The 26,190-nt window shown below is 46.7% G+C and carries 19 protein-coding genes; 6 read left to right on the top strand and 13 right to left on the bottom strand.

Annotation, left to right across the window (positions count from 1 at the left end):
* Positions 1-11: 11 nt before the first annotated feature.
* From A7975_RS20815 to A7975_RS20805, 3 genes are all read right to left on the bottom strand, one after another.
* On the bottom strand, positions 12-899 hold the full coding sequence (locus A7975_RS20815; RefSeq protein ID WP_231637486.1) for a carbohydrate ABC transporter permease: 888 nt from the start codon (positions 897-899) through the stop codon (positions 12-14).
* Between the two features lie 12 nt (positions 900-911).
* Complete coding sequence (locus A7975_RS20810) at positions 912-1,808, bottom strand: carbohydrate ABC transporter permease (protein ID WP_053375154.1); 897 nt, start codon at positions 1,806-1,808, stop codon at positions 912-914.
* A gap of 78 nt (positions 1,809-1,886) precedes the next feature.
* A complete protein-coding gene (locus A7975_RS20805) occupies positions 1,887-3,275 on the bottom strand; it encodes an ABC transporter substrate-binding protein (RefSeq protein WP_065386363.1) in 1,389 nt (462 codons plus the stop codon).
* A gap of 211 nt (positions 3,276-3,486) precedes the next feature.
* Between A7975_RS20805 and A7975_RS20800 the strand changes: the two genes are divergently transcribed.
* The 4 genes from A7975_RS20800 to A7975_RS20785 are packed head-to-tail and all read left to right on the top strand — an operon-like array spanning position 3,487 to position 8,046.
* Complete coding sequence (locus tag A7975_RS20800) at positions 3,487-5,148, top strand: response regulator transcription factor (RefSeq protein WP_065386362.1); 1,662 nt, start codon at positions 3,487-3,489, stop codon at positions 5,146-5,148.
* 4 nt (positions 5,149-5,152) lie between these two features.
* Complete coding sequence (locus tag A7975_RS20795; protein WP_065386361.1) at positions 5,153-6,958, top strand: cache domain-containing sensor histidine kinase; 1,806 nt, start codon at positions 5,153-5,155, stop codon at positions 6,956-6,958.
* 42 nt (positions 6,959-7,000) lie between these two features.
* Positions 7,001-7,354, top strand: coding sequence for a CidA/LrgA family protein (locus tag A7975_RS20790; RefSeq protein ID WP_053375150.1), 354 nt, complete (start codon positions 7,001-7,003; stop codon positions 7,352-7,354).
* Positions 7,351-8,046, top strand: coding sequence for an LrgB family protein (locus A7975_RS20785; RefSeq protein ID WP_053375149.1), 696 nt, complete (start codon positions 7,351-7,353; stop codon positions 8,044-8,046). The genes A7975_RS20790 and A7975_RS20785 overlap by 4 nt, the downstream gene beginning before the upstream one ends.
* A 47-nt stretch (positions 8,047-8,093) precedes the next feature.
* On the opposite strand, the gene A7975_RS20780 is transcribed toward A7975_RS20785, so the two are convergent.
* Both A7975_RS20780 and A7975_RS20775 read right to left on the bottom strand, forming a co-directional pair.
* Complete coding sequence (locus tag A7975_RS20780) at positions 8,094-8,534, bottom strand: NanQ anomerase/TabA/YiaL family protein (RefSeq protein WP_065386360.1); 441 nt, start codon at positions 8,532-8,534, stop codon at positions 8,094-8,096.
* A 146-nt stretch (positions 8,535-8,680) separates the two neighbouring features.
* On the bottom strand, positions 8,681-9,001 hold the full coding sequence (locus A7975_RS20775) for a hypothetical protein (RefSeq protein WP_065386359.1): 321 nt from the start codon (positions 8,999-9,001) through the stop codon (positions 8,681-8,683).
* 599 nt (positions 9,002-9,600) lie between these two features.
* Here A7975_RS20775 and A7975_RS20770 point away from each other — a divergent pair.
* Positions 9,601-10,413 (top strand): alpha/beta fold hydrolase, encoded by an 813-nt coding sequence (locus tag A7975_RS20770; RefSeq protein ID WP_065386358.1) that lies wholly within the window; start codon positions 9,601-9,603, stop codon positions 10,411-10,413.
* 68 nt (positions 10,414-10,481) lie between these two features.
* Here the strand turns inward: A7975_RS20770 and A7975_RS20765 are convergent, their stop codons facing one another.
* The 3 genes from A7975_RS20765 to A7975_RS20750 form a co-directional block, all read right to left on the bottom strand.
* A complete protein-coding gene (locus A7975_RS20765) occupies positions 10,482-10,667 on the bottom strand; it encodes a hypothetical protein (protein ID WP_065386357.1) in 186 nt (61 codons plus the stop codon).
* 470 nt (positions 10,668-11,137) lie between these two features.
* Positions 11,138-12,601: a sensor histidine kinase gene (locus A7975_RS20755; protein ID WP_065386355.1), complete on the bottom strand. Its 1,464-nt coding sequence runs from the start codon at positions 12,599-12,601 to the stop codon at positions 11,138-11,140.
* 214 nt (positions 12,602-12,815) lie between these two features.
* A complete protein-coding gene (locus A7975_RS20750) occupies positions 12,816-13,775 on the bottom strand; it encodes a DMT family transporter (RefSeq protein ID WP_065386354.1) in 960 nt (319 codons plus the stop codon).
* A gap of 115 nt (positions 13,776-13,890) precedes the next feature.
* Here A7975_RS20750 and A7975_RS20745 point away from each other — a divergent pair, with 115 nt between their 5' ends.
* Positions 13,891-15,318 carry an aminotransferase-like domain-containing protein gene (locus A7975_RS20745; protein ID WP_065386423.1) on the top strand — a complete coding sequence of 476 codons (1,428 nt, stop codon included), beginning with the start codon at positions 13,891-13,893 and terminating at the stop codon, positions 15,316-15,318.
* Positions 15,319-15,374: 56 nt separating this feature from the next.
* On the opposite strand, the gene A7975_RS20740 is transcribed toward A7975_RS20745, so the two are convergent.
* The 5 genes from A7975_RS20740 to A7975_RS20720 form a co-directional block, all read right to left on the bottom strand.
* Positions 15,375-19,481 carry a beta-N-acetylglucosaminidase domain-containing protein gene (locus tag A7975_RS20740; protein ID WP_065386353.1) on the bottom strand — a complete coding sequence of 1,369 codons (4,107 nt, stop codon included), beginning with the start codon at positions 19,479-19,481 and terminating at the stop codon, positions 15,375-15,377.
* A gap of 220 nt (positions 19,482-19,701) precedes the next feature.
* Positions 19,702-20,568, bottom strand: a complete 867-nt coding sequence (locus A7975_RS20735; protein WP_053375139.1) for a carbohydrate ABC transporter permease — start codon at positions 20,566-20,568, stop codon at positions 19,702-19,704.
* A gap of 12 nt (positions 20,569-20,580) precedes the next feature.
* Positions 20,581-21,498: a carbohydrate ABC transporter permease gene (locus A7975_RS20730; RefSeq protein WP_053375138.1), complete on the bottom strand. Its 918-nt coding sequence runs from the start codon at positions 21,496-21,498 to the stop codon at positions 20,581-20,583.
* An 84-nt stretch (positions 21,499-21,582) separates the two neighbouring features.
* The gene (locus A7975_RS20725) at positions 21,583-22,947 is read right to left on the bottom strand and encodes an extracellular solute-binding protein (protein ID WP_065386352.1); all 1,365 of its coding nucleotides are present in this window, start codon (positions 22,945-22,947) and stop codon (positions 21,583-21,585) included.
* A 216-nt stretch (positions 22,948-23,163) separates the two neighbouring features.
* Positions 23,164-26,160 carry a sialidase domain-containing protein gene (locus tag A7975_RS20720; protein ID WP_065386351.1) on the bottom strand — a complete coding sequence of 999 codons (2,997 nt, stop codon included), beginning with the start codon at positions 26,158-26,160 and terminating at the stop codon, positions 23,164-23,166.
* Positions 26,161-26,190: the final 30 nt, after the last annotated feature.

Raw genomic sequence — 26,190 nt, 5'->3', positions numbered from 1 at the left:
CCCCGAAGCCCTTACCCCTTAACGGCTCCCATCGTAATGCCTTGCGTAAACGCCTTCTGGAATAAAAGGAAGATAGCGATCATGGGGATAGAGGCCAGTGCCGCGCCTGCCATCAAAAGCCCGTAGTTTGTCGTGAATTCGCCTCTAAGCGTTGCTACGCCTAGCGGAAGCGTCATCATTGAGGTGGACCTTGTCATAATGAGCTGGCTGAAATAATCATTCCATGACGTAATGAACGTAAAGATAGCAAGTGCGCCTAATGCTGGTTTTAGCAAAGGCAATATGATCGTTGTAAACAAGCGCAGCTCCGAGCACCCGTCGATCTTTGCTGCCTCGATCAGCTCGCCCGGTATCGTTTGGGCAAATTGCTTCATGAGAAACACGCCGAATGGCCAGCCGATCGCCGGTAAAATAAGTCCCTTATACGTGTTCACCCAGCCGAAATCGGCCAGCATCGTAAAGAGCGGCACCAAAATAACCTGTTTAGGCAGCGCCATTGCCGCCACGAACATCGTAAATATAACGACGCGGCCGGGGAATGATTTTTTGGCAAGCACATATCCGGCAAGCGATGAAACGACACAGATCGCAATCATCTCCAGCAAGGCAATTATGAAGCTGTTGAACATCCAGCGCTCCACCGGATTTTTGAACAGTTCCGTCCAGTTCTGCATCGTTGGCTTGAGCGGGAACCATTCTGGCGGAATGGTGGTCGCTACGGTCTGAAGCTTAAAGGAGCCGGAAACGACCCAATAGAAAGGAAAGATAAAAAATAGAGTAGCCAATATTAAAAGGATGCCAGCCAGCACTTTCGATACGGTAAAATCTTTTTTCCATGCGCTTTTTTTGTTTGGCTGCATCATCGTTGTTTTCATTTCTAATGAATGGTATGCACTCATGATGTCCCCCCCTTAGTACTCAACATCGCTGCCAAAGTATTTGAATTGAATAATGGAAATGATGCCAATGACGATTGCGAGTAAAACACCCATCGCGGAGGCGTTGCCGAAATGCCCGAGTACGAATGCTTGCTCATATACGCCATACATGACGGTTGATGTACTGTAAACGGGACCTCCCGAGGTAAGCAGCTGAATCAAAGCAAAACACTGGAACGTATTAATCGTCGTGATCACGATAATATACAAATTGGTAGGCATCAGCATCGGCCAAACAATTTTCCGGAAAATTTGCCAAGGCGTCGCGCGGTCAAGCTCCGCCGCTTCAATGTAGGAGGTTGGAATGTTGCCAAGCGATGCGACATACAGAATGATCGGCTGACCAACGGATGTCGTAATTAAAACGGCGATGATCGCGAGCAGCGCAGTCCTCGTGTCCCCAAGCCAAGAAATAGGCTCAGCGCCGAACAAGCTTGTCAGGTAATTGAGAATGCCGTAGTTCGGATGGTAGATCCAGCCCCATACGACCGTAATGCTGACGACAGAGGATACGGCCGGCAAGTAGAACACGCCTCGAAAGAAGGATCTCGCAAACTCTTTTTTCTTATAAATATTGACCGCTACAAATATAGAGAACACGATAACGATCGGTACGGTAATGACAACAAGCAGAAGCGTATTTCTCATCGATTTCAAAAATGTCTCGTTATGAACCAGCGAAATATAGTTGTCGAACCAAATAAAATTAAAGTCTCTCAACGAGTAATCAAAAAAGCTGATATAAATCCCTTTGACCATTGGATAAGCGACAAAGAGCAGAAAAAATCCAAACGCCGGCAGTAAAAAGATATAGCTCATCAGCCAATCGCGCAGCACATAACCTTTCGTTTTGCGGACGGTTGCCTCCATTTCCCTCTCCCCATTCTTCGATGTTTTAAAAAGAGCAGAGCACTCGCGCACTCTACTCTCTCATGGACGCCATGTTTTTTATTTTGCAGCTGCTTTTGCTTTGGCAATCGCTTCGTTCGCACTCTTGGCAAAGCTGTCCAAAGCTTCTTTGCCCGTAGCGCCGCCGATCAATGCCCGCTGCAATTCAGGGAACCAGAACGTACGGATATCGGCATAACCGTCTGCGATTGTTGGTGCATCCGTCGTGAATTTACGGGCATATTCCGCGTAAGTGTACTCTGGGTCGTTATACAGGCCAGTTACGGAATTACGAACGGATAGCCCGCCGGTTTGAATCAAGTTCTTCTTGCCGTATACCGCATCATTCGCGATGAAATCGATCAATTTTTTGGAAGCTGCAATTTTATCCTCATTGCCGTTGTTGAACACGGCCATGCCGCCAAGGTAAGGCTCAAGCTTAGGCTCGGAACCGTCCATTGTAGGGAACGGAAGCAACACATCTTCAAACTCGACCATTTTTTTGGATACGTTTTGCGCTTTAAGAACAGCGGAATAGTTCAGCGTGAAGGCAAGCTTGCCTTGCAGGAACAAATCGTTCACATCTGCCGCAGCAAGCGAGGCTGCGCCAGCGACGCTTAATTTATCATTGGTCGCTTGAACGATCCAATCCAGCGCCTTTGCGGCATTGTCTGTATTAATGGCTACTGCGGAATTATCTTCATTCAAAAATCTGGATACGCCTAGGTTAGCGATATATGCGCGTGTTCCTTGATCTCCAGCTTGGCTTTTGGCGAAAAACCCGGTTGGAATAACCTCCGGCGCTTTCTCTTTAACCGCTTGCAGCGCTTTCTTGTACTCGTCAAACGTCCAAGTTCTGTCCTCTTTGTTCAGCGGAAGCAGATCCAGCGCACCGATTTTCTCGAAAATCGTTTTATTGACAGCCATCATGAACGGCGCGGTATTAATCGGATACATATAAATTTGATCGCCTACGCTCGACTGCTTCCAGAAGGCTGGCGAAATATCATTTTTCACTTCATCGGTTACCATATCATTCAACGGAGCAAGCAAGTCCTTTTTGCCCCAATCGATAATGCGTCCAGGTGCATCATAGATGACATCAGGCGCTGTATTGGATGCGATCGCGACATTCAGCTTCTCAGGGCCGCCTTCAAAGGTGATCATTTCTAAATTAACTTTAATTTCCGGGTTTTTCTCATTGAATGCGGCAATAATTTCTTTCTCATATTTGCCGACCTCTCCGTCCAGCGCTTGGAAAGTTGGGAAGTTCCACCACGTAATTTCAACGGGCTTGGCGGCTGCTTCGGTAGCAGGCGTATCACTGGCTGTATTGCTAGGCGCATTTGTCGCATTCGTATTCGTGTTCGAGTTTCCGCAGGCTGCTAGCTGCATGCCTAGTAAAGCGACACCTACAATCGTCATAAGTCCTTTTTTCATAACCGTCATTCGAATACCCCCCATTATGTTTTGGAATAAAATGAGAACGTTTTATCCCTTGCGCTAATCATAAAACATTTGTAAATTTAGAAGAATCCCTTACGATTGACATTCATGGTCGTATTCTGACATGTTCCTTCTATCATTCTATTAGCATGTTATAATTCATTACATCTATCGAAGAAATCCACTATAGGCATATCCTTCAGGAGGGAATATCATGTTTAAACTAATGATTGTAGAGGATGAACCCATTATACGGTTGGGATTAAAACATTATTTTTCCTGGGAAGAGCTTGAGGTTCATTCCATTATTGAAGCAGAGAACGGAAAGGACGGTCTTGCGCTTGCTCTCCGAGAGAAGCCTGATCTCGTCATCACTGATATTCGGATGCCTGAGATGGACGGCCTTCAAATGATCGAGCAGCTCCGCGTGACGCTGCCCGGTACGCTATTTATTATTTTGACAGGTTTTAATGATTTTGAATATGCGCAGCGCGCGATCCGCGCGGGCGGAGTCCATGCTTTTCTGCTCAAGCCACTAGAGTATGAGGAGAGTCTGGCAACCATAAAAGATGGCATGGAAATACTTAAGCAGAAGCGGCATGAGCAGCAAAGCCTGTCTATTTTGGAGACGGAGATGAAGCAAAGCTCGAAGCTCAGAGGGAGCGAGCTCGTGAAGCTTCTGCTTGAGGATGAGCATGCTGAGGTTGATGAATCTATGATCGGCGAGTTATGCGAATGGAAGTGCGACTCGTATATATACCAACCATTTGCATTAACATGGCTGCCGTTGCTGGAAGCGCATACGCAGCCTAGCAGCTGGGGCAGGCAGCAAGCCGAGGCGTTCCTATCGGATGCGGCACAGACTCTTTTTCCCAACCCTATTCCGCGCCATATTCTCACCTATGCCTATAAAACAAAGCTCTATGGCATGATTGCGTTGCCAGCTAATAACGCTAGCGAATTCGAAGTCTCTATAGCCGGGAACATACAGGATCAATTGGAGCCTATGCTAATTAGCGCTGGCAATAAGCACCAGACCTCCCTGTTCATGGCGTTAGGCAAGCTTACATCCGATTTATCCCAAATGAATAAACTGCTGCATCAAACGGATAAAGCGCTGTATGAGCGTTTTTATGAGGCAGGCCGCTGCGTATTCCTTGCAGACCGCTTGGGAGACGCTTCCCTAACAACCAAAGCAGCCCTTATCCAGCTGGATGAAAATGACCGTAAACGGATCGTTGCCTGCTTGGAAAGCGGCAATAAACTAGAGACCGAGCTGCTCATGCAGCGGCTGGCCCATGCGGTTTTGAGTAAAACTTCCTCTGCTTCTTTTGAAAAAGCGCTTGCTTATTTACAAGAATTAATCAGCGTTACGATTCGATTTGCCCATAAAAACGGCATCCATATTGAAGGCGTATATAGCGAAAAGCTTTTGAACCTTACATTCGTGGACGATTTCCCAACGCTTGATGCGCTTTTTGAGTGGCTGGGCAGATGGATGGTGCATTTGGGGCTCGTTTATACAGAAGGGTTAACGCAGCACCACCAACAGGATGTCATCATCTTTGAGCATATCGCGTCCTTCATCAAGCAAAATATCGATCAAGAGATTACGCTGCAAATGGTTGCTGACCGCTTCTTCTACAATCCCTCTTATTTGAGCCGGCTGTTCAAGCGGAAGCTCGACAAAAACTACATGCGCTTCGTCACCGAGATCCGCATTCAATTTGCGCAGGAATGCTTGAGGAAGCCGGACTATTTGATCACTGATGTGTGTACGATGTGCGGCTATAAGAGCTATAAGCATTTTGTCAAAACGTTTAGAAGCATCACGAATATGACACCGACCGATTACAGAAAACAATCAGGATGGTGACCCCGTGAGAAAATTAGGCAGGTCCACCTACCAATACCGAATGAAGCATGTCAATCATCAAATTTTTGTGCTCATGGTTTTAACAATCACCATTCCACTGCTCGTCATATCGGCAATTATTTACATATTTTCAAATCAGGCCGTCAAAAACGAATATCAAAGCAGCTCCAATCTTATTCTCAACAATCTCTCCTTTAATATTGACCAGTATTTGCAAAGCATCGAGAAAGGCACGCTTAATGCCCAAATGGATAGCCGGCTTCAAATCGCGCTTGAGCATTGGACGAACAGCAAAGACAATGCGGGCAACGACCAGAGCATTCAATACGGCAATACGATTGAGCATTTCATCAGCTCGATCGAAATGACGATTAAAAATGTCGACAGCGTGCAGATTTATGCGGGCTCCCGCGTCTTTTATTCCGCAAATTTCAACCGTGCCGATTACGACTTTAAAGACTTCACCAAAGAGGATTGGTATATTCAGACTCAGCAGAAAAAAGGCGGCGTCATCCTCTTTGGCAGCCATATTCCTTTTCACCGAACCAACTCCAAGGAGCCGGTGATCTCCATCGCGAGGGTGATCAACAAGGTCGGCAGCAAGCAGCCGTTAGGCGTCATGCTCATCGACATTCGCCTCGATTCTTTGCGGGAAATCTTGAAGTTATCCGAGACGAGCAAACGCAATTTTATTATTATCGATGATAAAGGCGGCATCACTTACCATTCCGATGCAAACGCAGACATTAACACATCCGTTTCTTTAGAGGATAACACGCTCCGAACCTTTTTGGAGGAAGACTCCGGCAGCTTTTATGCCGATGTAGCCGATACCAAGTCTTATATCAATTTTGTAACCTCTGGTTATTCGAATTGGAAGGTCATCCAGTATATCGCGGAGAAGGAGATGACAAAGCAAGCCGCTATACTTGGAAAAATCATTTTAACGTTAGCCATTCTATCGCTTGGCACTGCCATTTTGTTCATGTACATCTTGTCGGAGCGCGTAACAAAGCCGATTATTTTATTGAGCAGGCAGGTCAAAATGGTCGGCATGGGCAAATTTGATGTTGATCTAAGCAGTGACCGTCAGGATGAGTTCGGCGTTCTGTATCAAGGCATCCGCAAAATGGTCGAGGATCTGCAAAACTATATTGAACGATCTTCAATGGCGAAGGCTCAGCAAAAGGTCGCACAGTTTGGCGCGCTAAAGAGTCAAATCAATCCGCATTTTCTTGCAAATGTGCTGGAGTCCATCCAGATGAAGGCGGTCATAAACGGGCAGCGCGATATTGGCGAGATGGTCGGTACTGTCGGGCGGCTGTTTCGAATCCATATTCAAACCGGCAAGGATACGGTAACGCTTAAGGAGGAGCTGGAGCACATCCGTCTGTATGTCAAAATACAACAGCTGCGCTTCGGGGATAAAATTCAATATATCGAGCGGTTAGCGCCAAATAGCGAAACCGTTCAGGTGATGCATTTCTCGCTGCAGCCTTTGATCGAGAACGCCATCGTGCATGGTTTGGAACGCCGCAGCGGCCCCGGTCAGCTTGAAGTATCCTCATTGCGCTCCGGCAATGAGATGCTGATTATGATCAAAGATAACGGCGTCGGCATAAGTGAGGAGCAGCTAAAGCAGCTCCGATACCGTCTCTCTCAGCCGTCAGACACGCTCGACGAGGCGCATATAGGAATCAAGAACGTGCATGATCGCATTCTGTTTTATTTTGGGGAGCAATACGGACTTGAGATTGACAGCCAGCTGGGGGAAGGAACGACCATTAGCATCCGGCTGCCGGCAAATTAACTTTACTTGCGCTTGAAGCATTTTCAAAAAAAAGGAGACATTATGTTAGGATTCGCTATATTACTAGCCTTTAATTTGCTGGGAAGCTGGCTTCATCTGAGCCTACACATCCCGTTGCCCGGCAATGTCATCGGTCTTATTCTTTTTCTCGTCGCGTTATTTACGAAGTTAATCAAGCTGGAGTGGGTGGAGCAGGCAGCAGGCTGGCTAACTGGGCATATGATGCTGTTTTTTATTCCATTTTTGGTAGGGACGATGGTTTTTTTCCCGCTGATCGGATCCAATTGGCTGTCGATTGGAATAGGCGTTATCGGGAGCGCTGTAGCCTCCCTTCTGGCAACCGGGTTCGTTACGGCTAAGCTGCTGAGAAAAGAAACACAAGGCGGTGCGGAATGAATCTGCAAGCATGGATCAATCAGCCGTTATTTGGCATTACGCTTAGCGTTGCCGCCTATGCCGCCGCACAGCTCATCCATCTTCGGTGGCGCTGGCTGCACCCGCTTTTTCTATGCTCGGGGTTCATTATTCTGCTTCTGCTTAGCTTTCACATTCCCTATGAAACCTACAAAGCAGGCGGAGATGTCCTTACCCTCCTGCTCGGACCCGCGACAGTGGCGCTCGGCGTGCCGATATACAAAAACGTTGGACTGATCAAAAAACATTTCATCAGCATTCTAATCGCGATAACCGTCGGCTCGCTTACGAGCATCGCAAGCGCCGCCGCTCTTGTTGCCCTGCTCGGCGGCAGCCGTGAAATCTTGCTGAGCATGCTTCCAAAGTCGGTGAGCTCCCCTATTGCGTTAGAAATTTCACGCCAGCTGGGAGGACTACCTGAGCTAACTGCCGTATTAACCGTCCTTACCGGACTTTTTGGCAGCATGTTCGGAAAGAAGCTGTTAACCTCGCTTCGGCTGACAAATGGCATTGCGATTGGCGTTGCCATCGGCACCTCCTCACATGGCATCGGTACGGCAAAGCTCCTTCGAGATTCCGAAATGCAAGGCAGCATGAGCGGCTTTGCGATGGGCGTAGCTGGCATCGTGACCTCCCTCCTGTTCATCCCGATATATTGGTGGATGTCGAACTGAACAAATAACAAGAGCCGCGTCCCAGTACTGGGTGCGGCTCTTTCTTGTTAAGCTTCGATTTTATAGACGATTTTTCTCACCGTTTGTTCAGACTGCTCATGAGCTCCCACCAAATGTGTGTCCTCAGGAAAACAAATGAGGAAGTAGCCTGGCTCTAAGTAACCTTTGAAGGCATGCCCCGCTGATGCATCGCCGAATTGAATATCATGCTCCGGATCGTACTCCGTCAAATCGGAAAGCCGCTCAACATCGCTTACCTCCACGTACTCTCTTCCCTCTAGAACGACATGAATATCGATAAACTTCCGATGCGCTTCGAATCGTTTTTCCCCTTTGGGGACCGTCGTAAATAAAAGGCTGTTCTTTTTAAAATCATTTGTTTCGGCCGCTTCACCGTGCAGATTATGGCTCATATCCGCAACAGCCTTCATTAATCGAACGTTAGGAAAAGCATACAGCCCTGCATTCGTGATTTTATCATAGATCATTTCGCCACAGCCCCATTTATTATGATTTATTTTCATTGTAGCTAAGAGAGACGTGTGCTGTCCAAATAAGAATGGAATGATTCAATGAAAATAAGCTATCTAATGGAACGTTTTAGCGTTCTAAAGATGGCTTATTTGGTGTCACTCTAATCATGGGTTATCAGATGGCTTTCTAGCTTACCATCTTTGCCGAATTTCAATTTGAGCAGACTGTCGTCAACTCCCAGACCCGCTCTCCCCAAGTAATATACAAATTCATGATTGGGTTCTTCGATCTTTTGCTCCGGTTCGCCTAATAAGCTAATAATTTCGCTCTCCGTTTTATCTTTCAACTCGCCTCTATTAATTAGATGATCTACCATACTATTTCTTTGCTCAGGTTCATCTTTCCATACTTCCGCGCTGAATTGTTTTTGACACGAACAAAGAAATAATAAAACTAACAAGGACAGCAATATCTTCTTCATCTTCTGCACCTCTATATTTCCGGAAATTTGATATAGATTTAAGCTAGTAAAACATAAGTTGCATCTGTTCCTCAAGCGAATGAGCTTGCTTCTTTTTTCTAATGCCAAATAGCTTGAACATTCTCTTCTCCCCTTTAATCTTTAGTGCTCAAACCTCCGTCCCTAACCTTAAACGTATTTATCATCCAATTAGTTTCTAAAATTTACCTTGGGCTAAATAATAAATAGGTGAACATCTTGTAAAAAAACGCTTGATCCCGCGTGCTCGGTGGAATTGCCCGTAGGAGCTGTTCCAAAAAATATGCCTTTATGCGTACCCTTCACAACCATCCTTGATATGACCTTTCCCCTTGTGCGATCATCTCTTCTACTGTGTAATGTTTATCGGGAAAAGAAGCTAATATTCGGCTTGCACATTGTTTCAGGCCTTCTTTGGATTGATAAGAAAATAAACAAAAGCCAGAGCCTAGCTTTGCCCGGAAATAAACACTGCTGAATTATTTTTCAAAAAATAATTGCTGCTGTGTCGATTTTGCCGTCAATCGTTCGTCGTCTTAGTAAAGGCTCATACTTAGCGGCATTAGCAAAGGAGATATAACATGTACACAATAAAATCAAAAGACGGCACGAAGATTGCTTACGACAAAGCTGGTCAAGGGCCAGCGCTTATTTTGGTAGCAGGCGCGTTTAGCTACCGGAAATTTCCCGGACAGGTTCAGCTGGCTAATTTGTTGTCAGAGCGCTTCACGGTCTATAACTACGACCGCCGCGGACGCGGAGATAGCGGAGATACACAGCCCTATGCCATAGAACGGGAGATTGAAGATCTTCAAGCCATCATGAATGAAGCCGGAGGCTCGGCTTATGTTTGGGGGTTGTCATCAGGGGCGGCACTTGCGCTGCAGGCAGCAGCGAGCGGCTTAAATATAACGAAATTAGCGCTGCATGAGCCTCCATTTGTGGTCGATGCTGCGGATCGAAAGCCGCCGAAAGATTTCGTCAATCACGTTACGAAGCTTATCGCCGCTGATCAACGGGCTGAAGCTATCAACTATTTTATGACCAAGGGCATGGGCGCTCCATCATTCGTTATTGGTTTAATGCGCATTATGCCGGGAGTTTGGGCTAGGCTTATGGCCGTTGCCCACACGCTCCCTTACGATGCGGCATTATTGGATGGGTATATGGACGGCAAGCCGCTGCCAGCAAACTTGTGGAGCACTGTTAACATGCCAACGCTGGTGCTCGAAGGTACAGAAAGCCCCGCAGCGCTGCGTCACGCTGCTCAGGCACTGGCAGAGGTGCTCCCCAAAGCAAAGCTGCTGAGCAAAAAAGGACTTGGCCATACCAAAAAGCTCAATTCAAAGCTAATTTCATCGGAGCTTGTATCATTTTTTGTGAGCAACCATTAAATCTCATCACAGTAAACGTCAAATAAGGCTGCTACGTAACAACGTCGTCAGCCTTGGCACGTGGTTTTTTACGCTTGTTTCTGCTTTTTGATCATTACTGCTAAACTGGACTCTATCACAGACCCATCCTCATTATCAAAATCCAGGTTCCACTGGCAAGCCTGCTCCAATCCGAGCCACAACTCTCCGGCATAGATGGCATTAGGCGCGACTGAAGCTTGAATCCACTCGTTGCCTAACGAGAGGTTGGACATTCAGTTTCTTTTTGCCCGTATTAGAGACGTAAAATTGCAGCCATTGCCGTAAATCAGCTTTTGGTTTTTCATTTATATGTACCTCTTGCTAATCATTTTTTATTCTATGTACTCTTATTTCTTTTTAAAGAAAGCCTATGAAGGACGAGCGGAGTGAGTGCAAATAAGATGCCTATAACAATAAAAACGGTACCGTAAGTATGTAAGTGGTAGTCAGTAGCAGGAATAAATAGCCAGCTAAATTTATAGATCCCCATACTGCCATCGTAGCTTCTAGCACTAAATGTATAGGTAGAATAACCTTGATACATAAAGTATACGGCAATTAAAAATAATAACACCCTCCCGAACAGCTTCAAATCGATTCCTCCTGCAGCATCGTATTATTGAACAAACTACATATTCTCATAAACGTTAAAAAATAGAATAATGTTGCTTCTTTTTTAGTTTTAAAATTCAACATTATTTAATTAGTCCGCTCGATCACTTGCTTTAGAAATAGGCAATTTTATAATAAACGAGCTTCCTTTATGGAGGCTGCTCCATACATCGACACTGCCATTATGCTCATGCAATATCCATTTTGCTATCGATAATCCAAGACCGGTTCCCGGCGTATTTCCTCTTGAAGGATCAGCGCGATAAAATCGTTCGAATATATGGGATACTTCAGTGGCATCCATGCCAATACCACTATCCATGATGTTGAATAGAATCTCATCCTCTGTCGTTGATAGCTTAAACTCAACCAACCCTCCCTTAGTGAATTTAAAAGCATTATCAAGAAAAATAAAAAAGAGCTGCTGTATGTAATCTTTATCGCCAGCAATATTAAGGTTCTCAATCGACTCCAGATTTTCAACCTTAAAAATAACCGATTTAGGCATTAAGTGTGCCGTTCTTACAACTGTCTCTATGATTGGCTTAATCTCAAAGCGCTCTTTCTTTATTCGTAGATTCGCATCCGCTCTTGCAAGAGTCAAAAGGTTGTTAACCAATCTCCCCATTCTATTCGCTTCGTCTACAATATCATGAACAGACTCTACCGATATTTCTATCTCTGATTTATTATCCAAGCAATAAGGCGGTTTATTATAAGCCGTCCATACTTTTTTGAGGAACTCCGCATTCCCAGTAATCGTAGTAAGCGGCGTTCTTAATTCATGCGAGGCATCCGCTACAAAGCGACGTTGGTTTAAAAATGATCTGTCTAGTTCAGCGTACATCGTTTGAATGCGTTCAAGCATTCCATTGATCGTCGTACCTAAGAGACTGACCTCGTCTCCCGTATGATGAAAGCGCACTCTTTTACCCAAATCCTCACTGCTTTGAATTTGCTTCGTCTCCTCGATCAGCGAGTAGATCGGTTTTAAAGATTGTTTGGCAGATAACCAACCGATATATGATGCTATGGCTACTATAAATAACGATAATGAAAAAAGAAGCCATCGCAAAATAGTGAAAAATTTGTTTATGACACCTATATGATAAGCGGTCTGTAAAACCCCAATTACATTTCCTTCAACCATTAATGGGTCATTGTATATGATAAAAAGTGAATTTTCGATTTTTGCCGTAACGAAGTAGCCTTGCTTTCTCTCTTCAAGATTCGTATGGGAATAGGGCAGCTCTGCGTTTCCTAGGTTTCTTGATCTCATTTTATTGCCATTCATCAGATTTATAACCTGTACATACATGCCTGACTGCACTGTATCGAAATCATCTACTTGTACTAATAAATGCCAGCCTGTCGGATCAATTTTCAGTTTGTATTTCACATATTCCTGAAAGGTTTCCGTTTGCTCTTTGAGCGAAGACTTCAGATCACTAAAGATGTAGAACTGCAAAAAGCTATACAAGGCTATACAAAAAACGAGTAATGCGGCTGCCAAAATACCTGCGTAAAATAAAGTCAACCTCAAACGGATCGTCATAACGTCCTCCATTTGTTTTTCCTTTATTATCCACATGATTACTTAAGAGAGCCTTAACTGAACATAAAAATCTTTTCGATATCGCTGGATCTTTTCTTCTTGGGGTTAGCTATAGCTAATTTCAGCTTTCGGAGGCCCAGAAGCTCATTAGATGGGGACGGGAGAAATAGAGCTAGCTTCTAGCTCTATTTTCAGAAACCGGCGGTTCAGAGGCTCATTTCGATGGGTGGATTATCCCGTGTGCATCAGCCTTTCTAGCGGGCATCATGTCTGCCGTCCCCCTCTTACACAGCAATAACTTCAAACTGTCCAGATTGGCAAAAACGGTTCCCGTGATTATCGTAAACACCCCTATTATCGATAACCAGCTAATGGTCTCTCCATATAATAAAAACCCTAGCACGAGGGCAATCGTCGGTGAAACATAAAGCCAAGTTGCCGGGAATATGGGATTTGTTTTGGCAATAAGCCAGTAGAACAGGCTGTGTCCAACCATTGACCCGATAACGATTAAGTAGAGCAAAGACCCGATTGCTTTGGTCGTTAACATGCTCTGGATGTCCACTTGTTCTGTGACCGATGACAAAATAAGCAGCAGCAAGCCTCCCCAAATCATCTGAGCCGCGTTAAGCGCTATGGGCGATGCTTGCGGGAAGCGTTGAATGACCCGTTTCGAATAAAGGGTACCCGATGCATAGAAGAGCTGTCCGAATAAAATCGCGACGCAGCCGATCATCCATCCTAAATCAGCGGATAATGTAAGGCGCGGCAGCAGCAATAAGACGATTCCAGCAAATCCTAAAACGCATCCGAATACGGAGCGTGCCGACGTCTTTTGCCGCAAGACAAGTACTTGCAGCACGAGAATAATCATAGGCGCGGTAGCTGATAAAACGGCGGCGATACCGGATGAGACATACTGCTCGGCCCAGTACAAAGTCGAGAAGGTACCGAACGTCAGCCCGATTCCCGTAAGCAGCATTTCTTTGTGAAAGAGCAGAGCAAAGCTAGCTTTCTTGTTCCAAGCCAGCCATAGGAACACAAGCAGGCCTGCTGCAAAAAACCGTATTCCCGCTGAGAAGAAAGGCGGTGTTGAAGCATCGACTCCTATCTTGATGGCTAAAAACGTCGTGCCAAAAATAAAACAAATAAGCAAATAGTTGAATATAATCATGGATGTTCCCCCTCTTGCTACGTATTATACAAGGCAGGGAATAGAACAGATGCAGGTTAGCAGAACAGATGAAGTGGACATCATATATAATAAGCTTTATGAAGGGGGAGAAATAATGAAGAAGTCACAGTCATCCACGAATGAGAACAAGCTGCTTTTCAGACAAGCTTACGATTACATCGCGACCAAGATCGAGCGTGGAGAGCTGAAGGCTCATGACAAGCTCCCTTCGATTAGGCTGCTCGCCCAAGACCTTAAGGTACACCGGCTGACGGTGCTTCGAGCCTATCAGCTGCTTAAGCAAAACGAGAAGGTTTATGTAAAAGAAAAATCAGGTTATTATGTGAGCCCGGATCAACCGGAGCCTGTTCTATACGAGGAGCAACTGGAGATAAGTCCAATCATCTCTTCCGGCCACTTAAAAAACGCCTTGTCAGAAATCCAGCAGATACCTGCCGTATACCAGTTCTCCCAATCGCTTATTGATCCGAATTTGCTGCCGAATCTATATCTATCCGACTATGTTAAAAAAGTTTTTGACATCTATCCAAAATTAATGGGAACATACGCAAGCGTACAAGGGGACGAAGAGCTGCGCGTGTTCTTATGCCGCTACTTGATGCAATACCACAGCTTTGAACTGACACCAAACGATCTGTTGATTACGACCGGGGGCCAGCAAGCCATTGATTTAATTTCCCGAATGTACATCAAACCGATGGATTTCATCTTGGTCGAGAGACCTACCTATAGCGCTGCGCTCGATATTTTCCTCCGACAAGGGGCTAGGTTTCTCCCTGTCGACATTTACCCGAGCGGCTATGATTTGGAGAAAGTTGAAATGCTCATGCAAAAAAATCGGCCCCGTATTTTTTATATAAATCCTACCTTTCATAACCCGACAGGATATACGGTTCCTGCCGCCCAGCGCAAGCAGCTTGTCGAGCTGGCGGAGCGGTATCGGTGTTTACTAGTCGAAGACGACGCGATTCATGAAATGTATTTTGATCAGCCGCCGCCTCAGCCCTTCTTTTCTTACGACACAGATGGCTGGGTAGTCTATCTCCGCAGCTTCAGCAAGTATGTGGCGCCTGGACTGCGCATTTGTGCCGTTATATGCCGTCCATCCGTCATGAAACCGTTAATTACCGCTAAGTCATTGGCTGATAACGGAACGCCGCTCGTCAATCAGAAAATATTTTTACATTACTTCCAGTCCGAGCGGATGACGCAGCACTTCGACAAACTGCGTATCGCCCTCCAAATACGAAAAGAAATCGTTGAGAAGGAATTGTCCGCTTCCGGATGGAGCTGGGTTAGTCCAAATGGAGGCTTTAATTTGTGGCTTAAGCTTCCCGATACGCTTCCCGTGGAAGAGCTTTTGAACGAAAGCATCCGGCAATCCATCTCCTTTATTCCGGGTATAATCTGCGATCCGCTTAGAGAGATGCGGTCTTGGATACGCTTAAGCTATTCCTTCGTAAGTGAAGGACAATTGCGGGAAGGAGTCAGACGACTCGTAGAAATCTCTCAGCGATACTAGGGTAAAACAAAAAAGGAGCATTCCCCTAACAGAATGCTCCTTCACTCTCTAACCTGTTACTCTAAAATCCTCCGTGCTGCCAGCGCCAAATCGTCAATACTGATCATACCGTCGTTTGTTAGATCCGCATGCTTCACTTGCGCCCAGTCCGAACTGCTCGTATCCTTGCCGTAATTTGCCGCAACAATGGCAAGATCGCCGATCGACACTTTTCCATCATTGTTCACGTCACCCGGAATGCCAACAGGAGCTGCGGTTACTTGAATACGGTAGGCTGCGCCTGCTGCCTCCTTCTCCGCCCCCTCTTCATCCCCCATAACTATTTTGGATGCTTTAATCCAGCTTTCTGTCGTTTGTGCCACCGTTTTGGCTTTGAAGGACAGCTCTAATAGCTGTGCATCGCCCTTGATCGCATTCGCGGGCCCTTCGCTGACCATTAGCAGCCGGATTTGACCAGGCGTATGCTTTGCCGCGTCCAGCAGTGCAACGCCTTCTTTCAGCGACTTCGAGGACACAAATTCCAGCGTATTCACGTCATAATCCAGCGTCATATCAAGCGCGTAGACGCTGGCAGTCACACTCTTTAGACCAAGCCGAACACCAAAGGTTTGGCCTCCCGCAGCTGATCCGGCACCCGTTAACTCCGAATGCGTCCCTTCCGGAACAACGACTTCACCATCCCGCTTCACAGGGATCATTTCATGAATCTTTGGTTTTACGGCTCCGTCCCACGTAAGCTTCACCTCCAGCACATTTTCGTACTTTGCTGTGTCAATGACGTTGAACGATTGCGTTAAAGCGCCTGCTTGATGCCACCCTTTCAAGTCTCTTATCCAAACCTCAGCATTCGAACCTCCGAGCGGGCTTTGCATAATAATAACCTTGCTTAGCTCCGTTTCATTCGATAGCTTGTAGTTCAAAGCACCTGCCCCCGCACCTGCCACCGGAGTATAGAAGGTTGACAGCTTATGATCGATTGCAGCTTCCGCTTCATTGCCTAAGCTCCCTTGCGGGCTTGCTTGAATGGAAGGATTCTCCCGTCCCGTATTTGGCAAGCCCTCATTGACGATGATTTCATTAAGCGCTAGCCACGAGGAGTCATTTACGGTAGAGATTAGCCTGATATATCTAGCTGGTTTGTTATCCACTTGAACACGCTTATAGCGGTATGGAACCTCATGCTCAGGAAAATTCAGGCTGCGATCATTCGGATTGTTAAAGCTATGAATCGTTTCCCAATTTTGGCCGTCTACCGAAAGCTGCAGATCACCCTTGCGAAAATAATCCCCTTCTCCGTCGCCGATGACAACCGCTGCGTTCTGTACACGGACGATTCCGCCCAAATCGACTTGCACGTATTTGCCAAGCCTCTGTTCGCCGCCGAACCAAACTTTATTTTCCAATTTGCCATTAAAAATATCTTGCAGCGAGCCTTGGTAAACGCTCTCGTAATTATGGGTGACAACCGGCTCGGAAAACTTATTCAGCCTGACCGTTAGCCTGCTTAATTCAAATGGAATAGGATCATTCCCTTTGTTTATTAACCTTATATAAGCGGCATTATTATACGGGCCTCCCGCGGTAGCTTCGCTCCATTCCACGCCGTTTTCCGATAATTCAAGCACGGCTTGTAACGCTGTGCCTTCAAAGGTAATATCCGATATTTTCGCAATTGAAGGCAGCTTTATGCCTACGTATTGAGAAGGCTCCAGCATCAATTGGCCAATGCTGTTTAGCTCGGCGGATGCATCAGAAGCAATAACAGCCTTTTGCTTCAGCGCCTCCACATTCGTATAGAGGGCTGCCTTCCCTTTATCCGCATTTACCGTGAATTCTCTTACCGCTGTCCACAAGTCGGGCTTTCCGCCGGGAATTCCTGCATGCGTCAACCGATACCGGACATATCTAGCTTCCAGATCAAGCTCATTCGCCGTAATGCCAAAGCCTGATCTTTCCTCGCCAATTGCCGTCCAGGCTTGATTGTCATTCGAATATTCAAGAATGCCTCTCTGAAAAATATCATGATCCGTATCCGTTCTGCCCTGCGTAATCGCAATATCTTGTACTTTAATCGTCTTGCCAAAATCGATCCCGTACCAATCGCCGTTTTTTTGCAGCGTTTGGAAATAGATCGATGTGCTGCTGTCCCCATCAATCATCTGATTTAGTCCCGCTGGCGAGCCGTACGAGCTCACAGGAAGCGGTATAACAAATGCAGGGTCAATCGCCGTGTAAATTTGTGCATCCAGCTTGCTGAGTAATTGCTCGGCAAAAGGAACGAGCCGCTTCGCACCCGCTTCTACCGTTACATCGGGGTAGTTTAATTTTTTGATCTTCATCTTCTTCGATTCGGATAAGGCATTCGTCGCTTTTGCAAGTCCTTCCCACGCGGCGCCCAGCTCACCCTTTTGAAGCGAAATAGCGGATTGCGCCGCATATTTGCTTGATTCAGCGACATAGCGCAGGCTGCTCAGCCACGGGTCAATTTCCTCGACCATGCTCGGGTTTTGGCTTTTTTCTCTGAACGACTCGATGGCTTGCAGCACATGATCAAATTCAGCAATCAAGGTCTGCCCAACCCCTTCAACCGATTGCCCGCCCGCAAACCGGCTTGAAAATTGCTCAAGCTCAGCCTTTATATTTTCCGACTCCCCCACCTGCAAACCATGCCCGCTTGGCGATGGATCGCTTAGATGGTAAGCGATCGCATTAAGCTCGGATGCAGCCTCAGGCGCAACATAATCAAAGGAATTTATCCAGCTTTCATCGCTGTTAAAATCATCCACGTTCCACGTATAATCGGCAACGGCGAATAACGCTATTTTTGACAGCTCCGCATGCCCCATCGGATTGGATACGACGCCTGAAATATTATGCGTGCCTGGGCGTAGTACTTCCCCTTTGCCCAGCATCAGTCTCGAATCCTTATAATCATTAACCGGCCAGTTCAACCACACATAAGGGTCTCTGCCATGTGCATCCTTCGGCCACTGCATATCGGCCGTATTTACCGTGCCCACGACGCCTCTCCCGGTCCACATGATCTCCACGTTTTGCGGAACGTCGCGCAGTGCTTGAAGATAAGGCTTGCCCGATTCTCCCGTCCAGCCCTGATTGTAAAATGGCGGGCAATAGATCAACGATTTGACATCGCCCTTCGCTGTGACCCACTTGGCGACATCCGTAATCAGCTTTACATGTTTGTCCTTGTCCGCCAGCGATTGCGCCGTACTTATATCGTCCATAAACAGGCCGAATTGGCGCACGCCAACGCTGTAAAGCTGATCGAGCTTATTAAGCAGCGTTTGCAGCTCCGCGTCATAATTGTTCCAATTGATCATGTTGAAGCCGGGATGAATCGCCCATACAAACTGCGTTTTGGATTCGTGTCCAACGTCAACAAGCTCTTTGATTTTCGCTAATTCAGCTGCCGGATACAGCGTTCTCCAAGCGGAATTATGATACTTATCGTCCTTTGGCGCAAAAATATACGAATTCATTTTGACCGTGCCGCCAAAGCGCATTAAGCTGATCCGGTCCTCATGCGACCATGGAAATCCGTAGAAGCCTTCGATAAACCCCCTCCACTTCGCATCGGAATAATCCTCGTATTTTACCGTTTGAATGCTCTTCCCCGGCATTTGGTCAAAAATCATCTTTAAAGTAGCAAGCGCATAATAAGCGGCGTCCGTGCTTGCCCCGAGTACCGCGATGCTGCCGGCTTGCGCGGGCTTCTTGTCGATATCCAATACGTAAGCGTCATTTTTGCTAAAAATAGCAGCATCATACTTCGCATGTTGATCGAAGTAGGCGTTTACGATTCCACCCGAATTTCGGACGCCGATGAGCACATTCGTCTGATCTGGCACCGCCGAATCCGACCGTGTCGCCTCAATCGATTTTGATGAGAGAATGCTCTCAATCAGATGAGTCGTTGCAGCATCAATTTGACTTTCGATAACGAGATTCACCTCATCCGTAATCGTAAAGCTTCCTCCGTAGTAGCTCTCATTGTGAGGCAGCGGATATACTTCATAGGTACCGTCGCCGCTTCCGCTTTGCAGCTTGCCCTCATCCGATTGTGCAGCGAAGCTCACCAGGTTAGAAAATACCGTTGTCAGCATAAAAAGCGCAAGCCATAGGCTAATCGTCTTTCTTGACATCTTATCCTTACCTCCCTTGTTTTTCACTAATCACGTGCCGCTTCAAACGAATGCCCACATTTGGGCATAGCAAAAAAACCTCCTTCATGAACGCCGGAGATCTGGTTGCGAGTATCCCTAGAGGTCATTGGGGCGATTCTATCGCCTCCAATGTCTCTCTGCTGATTCTGCGGATGTGTATGAACACTTTGGAATGAGCGGAATGGGCGGCAGCGCTCCGTTAGCCTTTTAGAGCGCCTGCCGTAAGTCCGCCCGTAATTTGCCGTTGATAGAGAACATACATAACGATGACCGGGATCATCGAGATCGCTAATCCCGCGAATAAAGGACCCCATTCCGTCCTGTACTGCATCTCCGCCTGCATAATCGCAATGCCGACAGGGACGGTATATTTCTCGGGATCATTGATTAAAACCGTCGCCATAATATATTCGTTCCAGACGGTTAAAGCGTTCATGATGCCAACGGTCACCAGTCCCGGCTTCGATAACGGAAGCATAATGCGGAAGAAAATGCCGTAATTCGTGCAGCCATCAATGGTTGCCGCCTCTTCCAGCTCCTTCGGAAGCGTCTTGTAGAAGCCTACCAAGAAGAAGATGGCGAATGGCAGAATACCGATTGTACCGACCGAATATACGATCATAAGCCCGAACAATGAATTCGACAAATGCAGATCGCTTAGCAGAAAAAATAACGGGATTAATCCGAGCGTGGTCGGGATCATCATCGAGGCGACATAAACAAAATATAGCGTCCCTTTTCCCTTAAACCTATATCGAGCCAATATGTAAGCCGTCGTAGCGGCCATTACCAATGACACGATCATGCTGCCGACTGTGACCATAATCGAATTGAAGAAGTAATCACCAAAATGCGCCCGGCTCCACACATCCGCGTAATTTTTAAAGTGAAAAAACGTTGGAATATCCCATGGCTTGCCCTGCATGACCTGTTTGTTATCCTTCAATGAGGTTAAAAATGTCCACATAACCGGATAGAGGACAAGCAAAGACCAAAGCAGTAATAAAATGCGAACGACCGATTTGGATAGGGTTAGCAGCGGCTTTTTGGTTGCAAGCTCATTCATTTGTTCACCTCATTACATTTCTATAGTGTCCCGATGAAGGATACGGTTCAGAATCAAGGTTGTAACTAGCGATAGTACTAAAATCAGAACACCTATCGTTGCCCCGTAGCTGAGATGATATTGCTTGAAACCCATTTGATACAAATAATAGCCTAGCACCTGCGTTTGATTATCGGGCCCGCCCTCTGTCATAAGCTTCACGATAATAAATGAACCATTCAGCGTTGTAATGACAATGTGGATAACCGACGTCTTGAATTGCTCCCAGATGAGCGGCATCGTAATTTTCGTGAACTGCTTCCATTCGTTAGCCCCGTCTATGCTCGCTGCTTCATACAAGGAGCTGGGAATCCCTAGTATCGATGCGATGATGAGGAGCATATAGAAGCCAATGCCTGCCCATACGCTCGGCGGGAGAAGCGACCATATCGCAAGGTTAGGGGATCCGAGCCAGTTCGTCGTTACGGGATTATCGGTAAATAACGAGAGAAACGCATTCAGGAAACCAAGCGTCGGATTATAAATGAAGCTCCATAATACCCCGATAACAACAACGGAAATAATATTCGGGAAGAAGAAAACAACCCGGTAAAATCCGTATTCCTTGAGCTTGAGCCTCGTTAAGGCGACCGCGAAGAAGGTAGCCAGCAGCATGATCAGGATGACCTTCCAGAAGATTAGGAAATAATCATTTTTAATGGCTGTCGGAATAATAGAATCCGAGAATAGTTCCTTATAATTATCAATACCGATAAAATTCATCGTTTCCGACCCGCCGGACCAATCAAAGAAGCTCAAGTATAAGCCGCGGATCAACGGATAGATCGTAAATAAAGAGAATAAAGCTAATGTGGGGAGCAGGAAGCTTGCAATAAACAGCTTGTTGCTCCGTGAGCTTGTATTTTTCTTTTTCTTTATTGTCGAGATCATGATTTCCTGCCTCCCTTATGATTTGAAAGAACAATCAGAGGAACGAGCGTCCTCTGATTGTTGGAATGAAGAGAGGTAATCGGATTAACGTGCTTTAGCTGCTGCTTTCTCCATCCGGTCGATCCACTCTTCCGGTGTAATGGTCTTCTGCAGCAAAGCGATCGTTGCGTCATTTTGCGCTTGCTCAAGGTCCGAATTCAATTTGAATACAGGTGCTACGATCGTGTCGCCGCCGTTAAAATAGTTCATCGCTGTTTTTACGACGTTGCTTGCGCTTGAGGATTCCAGATCAGCTTTCACGTTCATTAGTGCGCCAGTAATCTCTGCCCAGCGTACGGCTGCTTTTTTCGTGAAAATAAACTCGATAAACGCTTTTGCGGCTTCCGGGTTTTTCGCTTTTTTCGCGATAGCGATATTGCTTGTGTACGGAATCGCTACATATTTGCCGCCTGCATTTTGCATAACCGATGGAATGAAGCCGAATGTAAAGCCTTCAGGCGTATCCTTGCTCATTTCATTTTCCAGCCATAGACCGTTCGGAATCATCGCATCCTTATGCTGCAAGAACAGCATTTGCGAATCGGTATGGTTCATACCGTAGGAAGCATTGTCGAAGTAACCTTTATCGCGCATATCTACTAGCTTTGCTAAAGTTTTCTTAACGGCATCATTGTTGAAGGAGCCTTCTTTAGCTGCTTCCTGGTCTTTCAGAATTTGCGGGTTATCGCCGTTTTCGGATACGAAACCGGAGTTAAGCAATCCGCCCACGATGTAGTATGGATATTTGCCTGTGTGAATGTAAGGGTTAATGCCGGATGCTTTGATTTGTTCGCTTGTCGCCATGAAGCTATCCCAATCCGTTGGCACAGCCCAGCCCTTTTCCTTGAAAAGAGCCGCGTCGTAGAACGTTCCCCACGAGCCGAATACCATTGGAATCGTATAGTTTTTGCCGCTAAAATCTTGCGGGCCGGCAATCAGGTTGCTGACCAGATTCTCACCGTCAACATTATTCGCCTGCTTCACCCAATCCGTGATTTCCATCAGCTGGTCATCTTGAACCATTTGCGTTTCGTTCGAACCGGCGCCATCAATGTACACGACATCCGGCGGGTTGCCTTGAATCCAGCGCGGCTTCATTTGCTCATTGATTTGGGAGCCTGCGGACTCTTTGATTTTCAAATCAGGATACTTTTGTTGAAATTCGCCAATGACTTCTTTCCACCATGCGTCGCCATAACCGCCGACAAAATATTGGATTTCAAAGTCTCCCGAAATTTTTGGTTCCTCTGCTGGCTTCGCTGTTTCTTCAACCTTGGGAGCATCCGTTGGCTTCTCTGTCGCTGTCGCCGGCGTGTTGTTTTTGTCGTTGCCGCTGCAGCCGGATAGAGCCAGCAGAACAAGAAATAGTGCCATTCCCCATGTAACCCTTTTTTTGAATTTGTTCCCCATTGCTTGTAATCCTCCTTAAAGTATCGTTCATGCTTCTTTCATCTGCTGTCTTCCTCCGAACTCTAGTTGTTTTCGTCATTTCTGTTTTCTCATTATATAAGTTGTAAAAGCGCTGCCACATGATATCTTTTGTAGTGAAGTTGATGTTTTTTGTCCTAATCTTAATTCCTTATCCCGATTAGAAAAGGGTAGGCCGCATGGCCTACCCTTCGTCCATTATTCTAAAATGATTTTGGCGATCGCTGCGAGATCCTCGATATCGATTTTGCTGTCTTTATTCGTATCTGCCTGTTTAATTTGCTGCCAATCCGGACTCGTAGAATCTTTGCCGTAATGGGCGGCGACGATAGCAAGATCGCCAACGCTTACTTTGCCGTCTCCATTGATGTCACCCACGATTCCCACAGGAGCCGGCGTAATCTCTATGCTGTGCGCGGAAGGAGCCGCCTGCGCTTCAGCTCCTAGCTCATCGCCGAGCACGGCTGACGATACGGTAATCGTTCCCGTTACAGCGGCGCTCGCTTCCTTTGCTTTAAAGCTTAGCTCCAGCAGCTCCGCAGCTCCCGTGACCGCATTACCGGCGCCAACGCTAGCTAGAATGAAACGAACTTTTCCCGGCTCGCTCGTTTCGGTTTCAATGAGATTGACCCCATCCATTAACGATTTTGCGGATGTGAAATCCATGACAGCAGGGTTGTAGAGCACCGTAATATCTTGTGCGTATACGCTTTGCGTGACATTTTTTAAACCGAATTGAATCTGGAATGGTTCACCCGATGCCGCTTTGGCTGCTCCCGTAAGCTGAGTCGCCGCTCCCTGCGCCTCGGCAGCTTTTGAGACGACTTGCGTTTGAAGCTTGTTTGCGGACGCTTGTGCATTAAGGGCATTGCCGTAAGCATTGTAAGCTTTCAGATTAGGTCCAAACCCTGCACTTAGCGTATAAGCGCCTGGGGAGAGCTCCGGAAATTCCGCCTCGAAAATAAACTCCGTACTGGATGTATTCTGGCTTGCCAATTGGAACACTACAGCTGCGTCACCGATGGTGCCCTTTAAGCTTTTGTCGCCGCTAAGCAGCATATAATGGTCAAATGCCATTTTGATCCGCAGCTTGTCATGCAAGGCATATCCGCCTGGTTTAGGCGCCTCAAGCGCGATCGATTTCACCTTCGCTTCGGGACTGCTGCCTTGACGCTGCCATTTCAAATACGATTCATTAAATTTAATAAAGCTCATTTGCTCGCTTCCGGTGCCTTCATAAAATAGTCCAATCTCGCCGTTTGCTAGATTAGCTAGACTCGAATACGCATAATGGCCCTCCTTCACCAGCTGCGAATATTTCCAATCGAATGCATATTTGGTTCTGCCATTCGAATAGGTGCCGTTTTCAACGATCAGCCCAACTTTAACGGTACCGTTAATGCGGCTTGACGAGCTGCCCGGGCTGGCAAAAATAACGGCTTCCTTCCCATCGATTTGGCCGTTATACCGAATAGCCGTCATTTGGCAGTAAGCAGCCGGCAAGCCTCGCTCGGTTACAACCTCCGAATCCCATGTTTCTCCGCCGTCAAAGCTTGTTGCGATTTGGGCGTAACCCGAATAGTTTCGCATGAATAGCTTAAGCTGGCCGTCCGGCATCTCAACGACCTGCGATTCCGTAATCTCATTGCCCGTAAAAGTCCTTTCGTTTAACGTAAAGCCATTTACGATGCGCCCTTCATTAGGCGACTCCCCGCGATGCCAAGTCGCGCCATGGTCATCGCTATAGATAACCGCGCTTGCTTGAGCGCCGTTTTCGTTGGTGAAATAAACAGGATAAACGAGTCTGCCCGCGTGAGTTCCCTCGGTCAGCTGGATTCCCGTTCCCGGCCCAGCGCCGAGAAACGCCATCCAATCCTCTTTCAGCCCCGGATTCATATCGACTGGACCCTCCCAAGTCAGTCCTTCGTCGTCGCTGTGCCACAGCTCAAGGTAAGAGGTGCGAATCGGCTTTAACGGCGATGACGGGAGGAAAATATGGCTGACCACAACGCCGTTGTTTGACAGGTTTCTCTTCTGGTCTACGACGTATGTCGTTTTAGCATTCGCGCTGTCGTACACCTCGCCGTTTTCTCTTACGGTAAACTCATTATTGTTTTGATCCTTAAGAATCATATATCGTTTTCCATTGACCGTCTTGAAGCCGCTGCCTTTCACCGAGGTAGGAAATCCTCCGCCATCTGGAAAACCAAGCACAAGCGAGAAGATTCTCTTCGTTTCGAGATCTTGCAGCAAGGACTGGTCAATATTAGACGCGTTGCCGGGATAATTGTTAATGAGTATGCCGCTCTCTTCCCACGTCTTGCCGTTGTCCAAGCTTCTTCTAACGAGCATATCGATATTTGCCGGCGAGTCGCCGCCGTGGTTGATCCGTTTATCGATGCCTGCGAGCAGCGTTCCCGCTTCCGTTTGCAGAAGAGCAGGAATGCGGTAAGCGTTCGAGCTATAGAGTCCCGGATAAAAAACGGAATATGGCTCTGTAATGAGAGCGCCATCCGGCAATGGATTTTGCACCGGATTCGTGTTTGTAACGCCCGTAATCGCAAGCAGCTCCTGATCAGCAAGCGGCTTTCCGTACACCTCTGCAAAATCAATCTCGCCGTTAAACGGATAGGTGTTGGAGCCGCCCTTCCGCTCCGTGCGCCCGAGTTGCGAGCTATTGGGTTCATACACATTGCTCAGAAACTTTCGTGCCGATGCCGTATCGGTTTTGACCAATTTTCCATCGAGAAAATATTTATAGCCTTGATTTTTGTCAACGGCCATCGCTACCGTATGAACCTCATTTTGCCTCACCGCAACGTCCGCTTTGACATGCGTGTTTACAGCTGTCTGGCCTGGCGCTTCCAGACGGTTTTCGCTGCCGATGGCAGACGGGGTCACATAGAGATGAAAGTGGCCATTTGCCATCGTGCTGTTGCTTAGTGAAAATAAGGACATAATCGAAGTGCCGGAATAACGAAACCGAACGATAATCGTCCCTTCCTCCAGCCCTTTCAGCGCATCCACCTTGTCGTTCAGATTTGTATAGTTATTGTTGTAAATTTGCTGATTGTCGACTCGAAAGACGAGGTTAGGGTCGGACGCTTCCAACGTTTGTTGGTTTGCCAAAATCGTTGACGGCAGCATAACAAAAACCATGATCAAAGCAAGAAAAGCAGATGCAGCTTTCTTCAATTTTATACAGCTCCTTCGTTTTTGATAGAG

The organism is Bacillus sp. FJAT-26390 (genome assembly GCF_001682865.1).
In the GTDB taxonomy this organism is placed as follows: domain Bacteria; phylum Bacillota; class Bacilli; order Paenibacillales; family Paenibacillaceae; genus Pristimantibacillus.
Note: the sequence above shows the minus strand (reverse complement) of the source record. Positions and strands in the feature narration are given on the sequence as shown.

Coding starts and splice junctions, on each gene's coding strand:
- A7975_RS20815 (WP_231637486.1), bottom strand. CDS start 899: ATGAGTGCATACCATTCATTAGAAATGAAAACAACGATGATGCAGCCA.
- A7975_RS20810 (WP_053375154.1), bottom strand. CDS start 1,808: ATGGAGGCAACCGTCCGCAAAACGAAAGGTTATGTGCTGCGCGATTGG.
- A7975_RS20805 (WP_065386363.1), bottom strand. CDS start 3,275: ATGACGGTTATGAAAAAAGGACTTATGACGATTGTAGGTGTCGCTTTA.
- A7975_RS20800 (WP_065386362.1), top strand. CDS start 3,487: ATGTTTAAACTAATGATTGTAGAGGATGAACCCATTATACGGTTGGGA.
- A7975_RS20790 (WP_053375150.1), top strand. CDS start 7,001: ATGTTAGGATTCGCTATATTACTAGCCTTTAATTTGCTGGGAAGCTGG.
- A7975_RS20785 (WP_053375149.1), top strand. CDS start 7,351: ATGAATCTGCAAGCATGGATCAATCAGCCGTTATTTGGCATTACGCTT.
- A7975_RS20780 (WP_065386360.1), bottom strand. CDS start 8,534: ATGATCTATGATAAAATCACGAATGCAGGGCTGTATGCTTTTCCTAAC.
- A7975_RS20775 (WP_065386359.1), bottom strand. CDS start 9,001: ATGAAGAAGATATTGCTGTCCTTGTTAGTTTTATTATTTCTTTGTTCG.
- A7975_RS20770 (WP_065386358.1), top strand. CDS start 9,601: ATGTACACAATAAAATCAAAAGACGGCACGAAGATTGCTTACGACAAA.
- A7975_RS20765 (WP_065386357.1), bottom strand. CDS start 10,667: ATGTCCAACCTCTCGTTAGGCAACGAGTGGATTCAAGCTTCAGTCGCG.
- A7975_RS20755 (WP_065386355.1), bottom strand. CDS start 12,601: ATGACGATCCGTTTGAGGTTGACTTTATTTTACGCAGGTATTTTGGCA.
- A7975_RS20750 (WP_065386354.1), bottom strand. CDS start 13,775: ATGATTATATTCAACTATTTGCTTATTTGTTTTATTTTTGGCACGACG.
- A7975_RS20745 (WP_065386423.1), top strand. CDS start 13,891: ATGAAGAAGTCACAGTCATCCACGAATGAGAACAAGCTGCTTTTCAGA.
- A7975_RS20740 (WP_065386353.1), bottom strand. CDS start 19,481: ATGTCAAGAAAGACGATTAGCCTATGGCTTGCGCTTTTTATGCTGACA.
- A7975_RS20735 (WP_053375139.1), bottom strand. CDS start 20,568: ATGAATGAGCTTGCAACCAAAAAGCCGCTGCTAACCCTATCCAAATCG.
- A7975_RS20730 (WP_053375138.1), bottom strand. CDS start 21,498: ATGATCTCGACAATAAAGAAAAAGAAAAATACAAGCTCACGGAGCAAC.
- A7975_RS20725 (WP_065386352.1), bottom strand. CDS start 22,947: ATGGGGAACAAATTCAAAAAAAGGGTTACATGGGGAATGGCACTATTT.